At 75.0% G+C, this 8,177-nt stretch carries 9 protein-coding genes; 4 read left to right on the forward strand and 5 right to left on the reverse strand.

Going from position 1 to position 8,177, the window contains the following annotated elements; all coding sequences use genetic code 11:
* Positions 1–595, reverse strand: a 595-nt coding sequence (locus RIF68_RS18780) for an MsnO8 family LLM class oxidoreductase (protein WP_309052435.1), incomplete at its 3' end; no start/stop codon positions are given.
* 83 nt (positions 596–678) lie between these two features.
* On the opposite strand from RIF68_RS18780, the gene RIF68_RS18785 reads away from it, so the two are divergent.
* On the forward strand, positions 679–1,167 hold the full coding sequence (locus RIF68_RS18785) for a hypothetical protein (protein ID WP_309052436.1): 489 nt from the start codon (positions 679–681) through the stop codon (positions 1,165–1,167).
* A gap of 122 nt (positions 1,168–1,289) precedes the next feature.
* Here RIF68_RS18785 and RIF68_RS18790 read toward each other — a convergent pair whose 3' ends face one another.
* A complete protein-coding gene (locus tag RIF68_RS18790) occupies positions 1,290–1,505 on the reverse strand; it encodes a dodecin (RefSeq protein ID WP_309052437.1) in 216 nt (71 codons plus the stop codon).
* Between the two features lie 354 nt (positions 1,506–1,859).
* On the opposite strand from RIF68_RS18790, the gene RIF68_RS18795 reads away from it, so the two are divergent.
* From RIF68_RS18795 to RIF68_RS18805, 3 genes are all read left to right on the forward strand, one after another.
* Positions 1,860–3,110 carry an extracellular solute-binding protein gene (locus RIF68_RS18795; RefSeq protein WP_309052438.1) on the forward strand — a complete coding sequence of 417 codons (1,251 nt, stop codon included), beginning with the start codon at positions 1,860–1,862 and terminating at the stop codon, positions 3,108–3,110.
* A 143-nt stretch (positions 3,111–3,253) separates the two neighbouring features.
* A complete protein-coding gene (locus tag RIF68_RS18800) occupies positions 3,254–4,171 on the forward strand; it encodes a GNAT family N-acyltransferase (protein ID WP_309052439.1) in 918 nt (305 codons plus the stop codon).
* Positions 4,168–5,067 (forward strand): lysophospholipid acyltransferase family protein, encoded by a 900-nt coding sequence (locus RIF68_RS18805; protein WP_309052440.1) that lies wholly within the window; start codon positions 4,168–4,170, stop codon positions 5,065–5,067. The genes RIF68_RS18800 and RIF68_RS18805 overlap by 4 nt, the downstream gene beginning before the upstream one ends.
* Here RIF68_RS18805 and egtD read toward each other — a convergent pair.
* Genes egtD through egtB form a run of 3 tightly spaced genes read right to left on the reverse strand, consistent with a single transcriptional unit; the run spans position 4,962 to position 8,070 of the window.
* Positions 4,962–5,927: an L-histidine N(alpha)-methyltransferase gene (gene egtD, locus RIF68_RS18810; protein ID WP_309052441.1), complete on the reverse strand. Its 966-nt coding sequence runs from the start codon at positions 5,925–5,927 to the stop codon at positions 4,962–4,964. The genes RIF68_RS18805 and egtD overlap by 106 nt on opposite strands.
* Positions 5,924–6,676, reverse strand: a complete 753-nt coding sequence (gene egtC, locus RIF68_RS18815) for an ergothioneine biosynthesis protein EgtC (protein ID WP_309052442.1) — start codon at positions 6,674–6,676, stop codon at positions 5,924–5,926. The genes egtD and egtC overlap by 4 nt, the downstream gene beginning before the upstream one ends.
* Positions 6,676–8,070, reverse strand: a complete 1,395-nt coding sequence (gene egtB / locus RIF68_RS18820; protein ID WP_309052443.1) for an ergothioneine biosynthesis protein EgtB — start codon at positions 8,068–8,070, stop codon at positions 6,676–6,678. Before egtB ends, egtC begins: the two co-directional genes overlap by 1 nt.
* Between the last annotated feature and the right edge of the window lie 107 nt (positions 8,071–8,177).

An 8,177-nucleotide genomic window follows, 5' to 3' on the forward strand; every position in this document is an offset into this window, starting at 1 on the left:
CCCGCAGGTCCCCGATGACCAGGGGGAGCCCGGCCTCGGCGGCGATGGCGGCCCCCTCGCCCATGGCCAGCACGAACGGCGGGACCCGCAGCCCCTCCGCCGGCCGCGCGTGCACCCCCGGATGGGCCGTCTGCCCGCCGGTGAACCAGCCGAGGAGCTCGGCCAGCTGCTCACCGAACCGCCCGGCCTCCTCCTTGTCGTGCCCGAGCGCCCGCCGCACACCGTCGGTGAAGCCCAGCGAGCGCCCCACCCCCATGTCGATCCGCCCGGGGAAGAGGGACTCCAGGACCCCGAACTGCTCGGCCACCACGAACGGCCGGTGGTTGGGCAGCATCACCCCGCCCGTGCCCACCCGCACCGTCGACGTGGCCGCCGCCACGGCGGCGGCGAGCACCGTCGGCGCCGAACCGGCCACCCCGGGCACGCCGTGGTGCTCCGACACCCAGAAGCGGTGGTAGCCGAGGGCCTCCACCTCCTGGGCCAGCCGGACGGTCTCGCGCAGCGCCCGCCCCGGCTCCTCGCCCTCCCGGACACGGGAGCGGTCGAGGACCGAGAGACGGACGGCGCCGGGGAGGTCACTCGCGAAGCTGCTCACACCATGCTTCAACGCCGGGAGCGGGCCGGGATTCCCGGGGCGGCCGCGCCGTGCGGCGGCACGGCCCGTGGCAGGCTGGGACGGTGACACGCGACCCGCGGCCGCTGGCCGTCTTCGACCTCGACAACACCCTCGCCGCGACCGCCCACCGCCAGCACTTCCTGGAGCGGCGGCCCCGCGACTGGGACGCCTTCTTCGCGGCGGCGCCCGACGATCCGCCGCTCGACGAGGGGGTGGACCTCTGCCTCCGTACGGCTCAGGAGTGCGAGATCGTCTACCTCACCGGGCGGCCGGAGCGCTGCCGCCGCGACACCGAGCGGTGGCTCGCCGGGCACGGCCTGCCGGAGGGCGCGATCCACATGCGGCGCAACCGTGACTTCAGGCCCGCCCGGGTGACCAAGGTCGAGCTGCTGCGCGGGTTCGCGGAGGGCAGGGAGGTGCGGATGCTGGTGGACGACGACGACCTGGTCTGCGACGCGGCCGAGGCGGCGGGCTTCACCGTCGTGCGCGCCCGCTGGGCGACCCCGTCCGTGGAGCTGAAGGACGCGCAGGAGCGGGAGGGCAGGACCTGAGGGGGGCCGTACGGGCCGTGTGACGACCCGCGCGGGCCGGGGCGGCGTACGGACGGAGGGCGTGTCGGCCCGTACGCGGGGCCCCGGCCGCCGTCAGTCCCGGGCGCGGCGGCGTACGCGCGTCACTCGCCCTCCTCCAGGCGGAAGCCGACCTTCAGACCGACCTGGAAGTGCTCGACCGAGCCGTCGACCAGATGGCCGCGGATCTGCGTGACCTCGAACCAGTCGAGACCGCGCAGGGTCTGCGCGGCCCGCTCGATCCCGTTGCGGATGGCGTGGTCCAGGCCCTCGGTGGAGGTGCCGACGATCTCGGTGACGCGGTAGGTGTGGTTCGACATGGGGGCCGGGCTCCTCTCGTGCGTTCCCTCCACCGTGCCCCAGGCCGGAGCGGCGCGCGACACGGCGGCTCCGGCCGGGCCGGCCTCCCGTCCACCTGCCCGCGCACGCCGGGGGAGGCCGGGCGAGAGCCGTCCGTACGGCTCCGCCCGGAGGCGGCCGACGCCCCGAGAGGTCCCTACCCGTCGGTAGGGACGCGGATCGTCCGGTACGGACCGGTCCAGGACTTGACCACCTCGTTGGTCCAGACCAGAATCCAGGCCACACACCCGCGCGAACACCGCGTTCGTCCCCCCACGTCGGGTCAGCCCCCATGCCGCACGTCCGCCCGTGCCGGCCCGCAGAAGGTGACCGCCGTGAAGAACCGCCCTCTCGCCTGCCCCCTGGCAGCCCTCACCGCACTCGCCCTCACCGGCTGCGGCATGCTGCCGGGCGGTGGGAGCCGGACCAGGACGGTCGACCTCTGGCTCATGCGGGACAGCGTGAGCGAGCAGTTCCTGACGAAGTTCACCGAGACGTACGAGGCCGAGCACGAGGGCGTCGACATCCGGGTCACCGTCCAGGACTGGACCGGCATCGGCAAGAAGGTCACCGAGGCCATCGAGGGGCCCGGCGGACCGGACGTCATCGAGGTCGGCAACACCCAGGTCGCCCGGTACGCGGACACCGGCCACCTCTTCGACCTGACACTGGAGTCGATCCGCGACCTCGGCCGGGAGGACTGGCTGCCCGGCCTCGCCGAGCCCGGCAGCATCGACGGCTCCCAGTACGGCATCCCCTGGTACGCGGCCAACCGCATCGTCATCTACCACAAGGGACTGTTCGAGAAGGCCGGCATCGACGCACCGCCCGCCACCCGCGCCGAGTGGCTCGCCGACACCCGCAAGCTCAACCGCGACGGCGTCCAGGGCATCTACCTCGCCGGACAGGACTGGTACACCCTCGCCGGCTTCGTCTGGGACGAGGGCGGCGAACTGGCCGTCGACAAGGGCGGGATGTGGACCGGCGCCCTCGACAGCCCGGCGGCCCGGCGCGGCATGGCGGTCTACAAGGAGCTCCAGTCCCTCGGGCGCGGCCCCAAGGACGCGGACGAGCAGAACCCGCCGCAGACCGGTGTCTTCGCCCGGGGAGACGTGGCCCAGATCATCGCGACGCCCAACAACGTGCCCGCCATCCTCAAGGCCAACCCGGCCCTGGAGAGCGAGCTCGGCTACTTCCCGATCCCCGGTGAGGAGCCCGGCAGGCCCTGCGCGGTCTTCACCGGCGGCTCCGACCTCGTCATCCCGGACAACGCGCCCGACAAGGGGCCGGCCCTGGAGGTCGTCAAGGCCCTCGCCGGCGAACGCTGGCAGACCGAACTCGCCCGCGCGATGGGCTACGTACCCAACAAGAAGTCCCTGGCCGGGGCCGTCTCCGGCCAGGAGGCGACCGCCGTGATGGCGCGCGCGGCGGCCCGGGGCCGCGCCACCCCCAACTCTCCCCAGTGGGCCGACGTCGAGGCCGACAACCCCATCAAGCCGTACATGACGGCCGTCCTCCGGGGCGAGGACCCGGTGGAGGCCGCGCGCGAGGCGTCCCGGGCCATCACGGAGACGCTCGCCGAATAGCATTCAGCGTTCGCACATCCGCGATCCTCCGGACGGTCATGTCGAATCCAGCCGGCCACGGAAGAAGTGGGAGTGCGGGACCGGCGCCGCTCGCGGCCCCGCACCGCACCCGCTTCCGTATCCGCACGCCGGAGGAGCCCGACATGCCCGTCCCGCCGTCAGCGCCGGCCGCCCCCACCCGGCCGGCCCCCCTTCCCGCCGTCCCCGCCCAGCCGCTCGCCGCTCCCGCCGGCCCGGACCGGTCCGTGACCGTGCCCGCCGTCCCCGTGCCGGCCGGAGCGCCGTTCCCCGCGCAGGCCGGGGCCGCCGGAGGCCGGACGGCGGAGCCGGCGCCCCGGTACGTCGTCGGACTCGCCACCCGGCAGGAGGACGTCCGCGCCGCCCAGCGGCTGCGGCACCTCGTCTTCGCAGGGGAGATGGGCGCCCGCCTCGACGGACCCGAACCGGGCCTCGACACCGACGCCTTCGACGCCTACTGCGACCACCTGCTCGTCCGGGTCGAGGACACCGGAGAGGTCGTCGGCACCTACCGGATCCTGCCGCCCGAGCGGGCCGCCGTGGCCGGACGCCTCTACTCCGAGACCGAGTTCGACCTCGGCAGGCTCGCGCCCGTCCGCCCCGACCTCGTGGAAGTCGGGCGCTCCTGCGTCCACCCCGCCCACCGCAACGGCGCCGTCATCGCCCTCATCTGGGCCGGCCTCGCCCGCTACATGACCCGCACCCGCCACAACTGGCTCGCCGGCTGCTGCTCGATCCCGCTCGCCGACGGGGGCGCGCTCGCCGCCGCCACCTGGGACGCCGTGAAGGAGAAGCACCTCGCCCCGGAGGAGTACTGGGTCACCCCGCGCAAACTGTGGAGCCCCGAGGGCGTCGCCCGGCCCGAGGGCCGCACCGAACTGCCCCCGCTGCTGCGCGGCTACCTCCGGCTCGGCGCGTGGGTCTGCGGCGCCCCCGCCCACGACCCCGACTTCGGCGTCGCCGACCTCTACGTCCTGCTGTCGCTGCGCCGGACCAACCCGCGCTACCTCCGCCACTTCCTCTCGCTCGCCCCGGCCCGGTGAGCGGGTCCCCGGCCCCCTCGCCGTGGCTCCCCACGGCGCCCTGCACCCCCGGTGACCGCTGCGCCGCCCACCCCTCGGACGGTACGGAGCCGGAGGGCCGCGTCCCCGTGGCGCGGGCCGTGCTCCGGCTCGCCGCGGGGATCGGCACCGTCCTGTTCGGCATCCTGCTCGCACCGGCGGCGGCCCCGCTCCCGGCGGACGCCCGGCACGCCCTCGTACGCCTCTGGGTCCGCGCGGTGCTCCGCGCCTTCGGCGTCCTGGTCCGTTTCCCCAAGGCGCCCGCCCGGGACGCCGGTCCGCTCCTCGTCGTCGCCAACCACGTCTCCTGGCTCGACGTCCCGCTCGTGGCCGCCGTCCTGCCCGGCCGCATGGTGGCCAAGCGGGAAGTCCGCGGCTGGCCCGTGCTCGGTACGCTCGCCGCGCTCGGCGGCACCCTCTTCATCGACCGGAACCGCCTGCGGAGCCTGCCCGGCACCGTACGGGCGATGACCGACGTCCTCGCCGGCGGCGGGCGGGTGGTCGTCTTCCCGGAGGGCTCGACCTGGTGCGGCCGGGCGGCGGGACGGTTCCGCCCCGCCGCGTTCCAGGCCGCCCTGGACGCCGGAACCGACGTCCAGCCCGTACGGCTCGACTACCGGCCCACGCACGCGGCGGCGTACGTCGGGGACGACCCGCTGGGCGCCTCGCTCTGGCGGATCGTGACCACCCGCCGGCTCACCGCCGACGTCCGCCTCCCCGACCCCCTGCCCGGCGGACGGTACCGGGACCGCCGGGCCCTGGCCGCCGCCGCTCAGCGCGCCGTGGCCAGCGACAGCGCGAACCTGCCCTTCTCGTCCGTCCACCAGCGGGCCAGTTCGAGTCCGGCCGCGGCCAGTTCGTCCCTGACCCCCTCCTGACGGAACTTCGCGGACACCTCCGTCCGCACCTCCTCACCCTCCTCGAACGGCACGACCAGGTCCAGGTCCCGGATCTTCACGGCCAGCGCGTGCCGGGCGCGCAGCCGCATCTCGATCCACTCCCGCTCCGGGTCCCACACCGCCACGTGCGCGAAGTCGGCGGGATCCGCGTCCCCGCCCAGCTCACGGTCGATGACCGCCAGCACGTTCTTGTTGAACGCCGCCGTCACCCCGGCCGCGTCGTCGTACGCGGCCACCAGCGTCGCCTCGTCCTTCACCAGGTCCGTGCCGAGCAGCAGCGCGTCACCGGGCGTCAGCATCGCCCGGACCGAGCGGAGGAAGGTCCGCCGCTCGGCGGGGAGCAGATTGCCGATCGTGCCGCCGAGGAACGCCACGAGCCGGGGCCCCTCGGTGCCCGGCAGGGCGAGACCCCGGGTGAAGTCCGCGACCAGCGCGTGCACCCGGAGTCCGGGACGCTCGGCCAGGAGCGCCTCGGCCGCTCCGGTCAGCGCCGACTCGCTCACGTCCACCGGCACGTACGCGTCGAGCCCGGGCAGCAGCGCGTCGATCAGGAAACGGGTCTTCTCCGAGGAGCCCGAACCGAGCTCCACCAGGGTCCGCGCCCCCGTCGCGGCGGCGATCTCCGGCGCCCGGGCGGCGAGGATCTCCCGCTCCGCCCGCGTCGGGTAGTACTCCGGGAGCCGGGTGATCTCCTCGAACAGCTCGCTGCCCCGGGCGTCGTAGAACCACTTGGGCGGCAGCTCCTTCGGCGTGCGGGTCAGCCCGTGCAGGACGTCCGCGCGGAGATCGGCGCTCGCGGCGTCGGGGGCGAGGGTACGGGTCAGCTGGAACGGGCTCACGCGGACGGCTCCTTGAGCGGGGTGAGGACGACGTCGGTACGGGTCGCGGTGACGAGGGTCCGGTCGGGCACCTCGCGCCACCGCGGGTCGTCGTCGTACGGTTCGGAGGCCACGGCCACCCGGCCGGGGCCCGTCAGATACCAGAGGCTGTTCCGCCAGGCCGTCGCCGCGATCGCGGAACCGTCGGTCAGGAGCAGGTTCAGCCGGGCGTCGGGTGCCGCCCCGGCCACCTCGCGCACGGTGTCGGCCAGGGCGTCCCCCGGCGCGTCGCCGGCCCGCAGCCGGTGCAGCACCAGCGCCCACAGCAGTGCCGAGTCGGTCCGCGCCTCCAGGGCGAGCAGCTCCCCGGCCGGCAGTGTCGCCGCGAGCCCGGTCAGCGCCCCCGGCCAGCCCGGCACGGCACCGTTGTGGCTGAACAGCCACGGGCCCGAGGCGAACGGCGCCGCCGCCGCCTCCCCGTCCGCGCCCGGCAGCGTGGCCCCCCGCACGGCGCCGAGCAGCGCCCCGCTCCGTACCACCCGGCCCAGGTCGGCGAAGGACAGGTCGCCCCAGATGGGCCCGGTCCGCCGGTACCGGGCGGGGACCGGGTCCCCGTCCGCGTACCAGCCCACGCCGAAACCGTCCGCGTTCACCACGCCGCTGCTCTGCGTCCGTGGCGCCCACGCCTGCCGCAGCAGACCGTGCTCCGGAAGCAGCAGCAGCTCGCCCAGCGCCACCGGCGGCCCCACGTAGGCGAGATGACGGCACATCAGTCCAGCTCCGCGGAGCGCGCGGTACGGAAGCCGGAGAAGATCTGGCGCCGCACCGGCAGGTCCCAGTTGCGGAAGGTGCCCCGGCACGCCACCGCGTCCACCGCGAACGAGCCGCCCCTCAGCACCTTGTGGCCGGGGCCGAAGAACACCTCCGAGTACTCCTTGTACGGGAAGGCGCGGAAGCCCGGGTACGGCAGGAAGTCGCTGGCCGTCCACTCCCACACGTCGCCGATGAGCTGCCGCACGCCCAGGGCCGAGGCGCCCTCCGGGTAGCTTCCGGCGGGAGCCGGCCGCAGGTGCCGCTGTCCCAGGTTCGCGTGCCGCGGCCCCGGGTCCGAGTCGCCCCACGGGTAGCGGCGCGAACGCCCGGACACCGGGTCGTGCCGGGCGGCCTTCTCCCACTCCGCCTCGGTCGGCAGCCTTCGGCCCGCCCATCGCGCGTACGCGTCCGCCTCGTACCAGCTCACGTGCAGCACCGGCTCCTCCTCGGGCACCGGCTCCGTCACCCCGAACCGGCGGCGCAGCCACTGCCCGCCCTCCCGGTGCCAGAACAGCGGCGCCCCGATCCCGTGCTTCCGGATCTGCTCCCAGCCCTCCGGATGCCACCAGCGCGGGTCCGTGTACCCGCCGTCGGCGATGAAGGCCTGATAGGCGCCGTTGGTGACGGGCACGGTGTCGATGTGGAAAGCCGGCACGACCCGGTGGTGCGCCGGACGCTCGTTGTCCAGCGCCCACGGCTCGTCCGAGGTGCCCATGGTGAACGGCCCGCCCGGTACGAGCACCTCGGCCGGGAGCGCCCCCGTCCGGCTGTCCGGCGGCTCGGGAGCCGTCAGCGCGGCCGGTCCCTTACGCAGCTGATGGGTGATCAGCATCGTCTCGTCGTGCTGCTGTTCATGCTGCGCGACCATGCCGAAGGCGAACCCGTCCGCCAGCAGGGGCCGCCCTTCCAGCGCCGTCGCCTCCAGGACGTCCAGCACCCGCGTCCGCACGTCGGCGGCGTAGGCGCGGGCCTCGCGCGGCGGCAGCAGCGGCAGCGACGGCCGGGTCGCCCGCGGATGCTCGAAGGCGTCGTACAGCGAGTCGATCTCGGGCCGCAGCGCCTCCCGCCCGGCGACCGCCCGCCACAGCCACTGCTCCTCCTGGTTGCCGATGTGCGCCAGATCCCACACGAGCGGCGACATCAAGGGGGAGTGCTGGGCGGTGAGTTCGCCGTCCTCCACGCAGGAGGTCAGCAGCGCGGTCCGCTCCCGCGCCGCCGTGAGGGCGTCCACGGCCCGCCGCCGCAGGGCCTCGGGACCGGCGCCCGCCGCCGCGAACGGGGCTCCGCCGCCGCGACCGGTCCCTGTCCCCGCATCGGCCCCGGCATCGGTGTCGGTGTCGATCTCGGTCATGACGTCACCACCTGGAGTTCGTCGGCCGGGCAGCTCCCCGGGATCACATACCGTTCGTGGAAGGCGGCCACCGCACGGCACACCTCCTCGCTCGCCCCGATCCGGGG

Origin of the sequence: Streptomyces sp. (assembly GCF_031178505.1) — a bacterium.
GTDB lineage: Bacteria > Actinomycetota > Actinomycetes > Streptomycetales > Streptomycetaceae > Streptomyces > Streptomyces gulbargensis.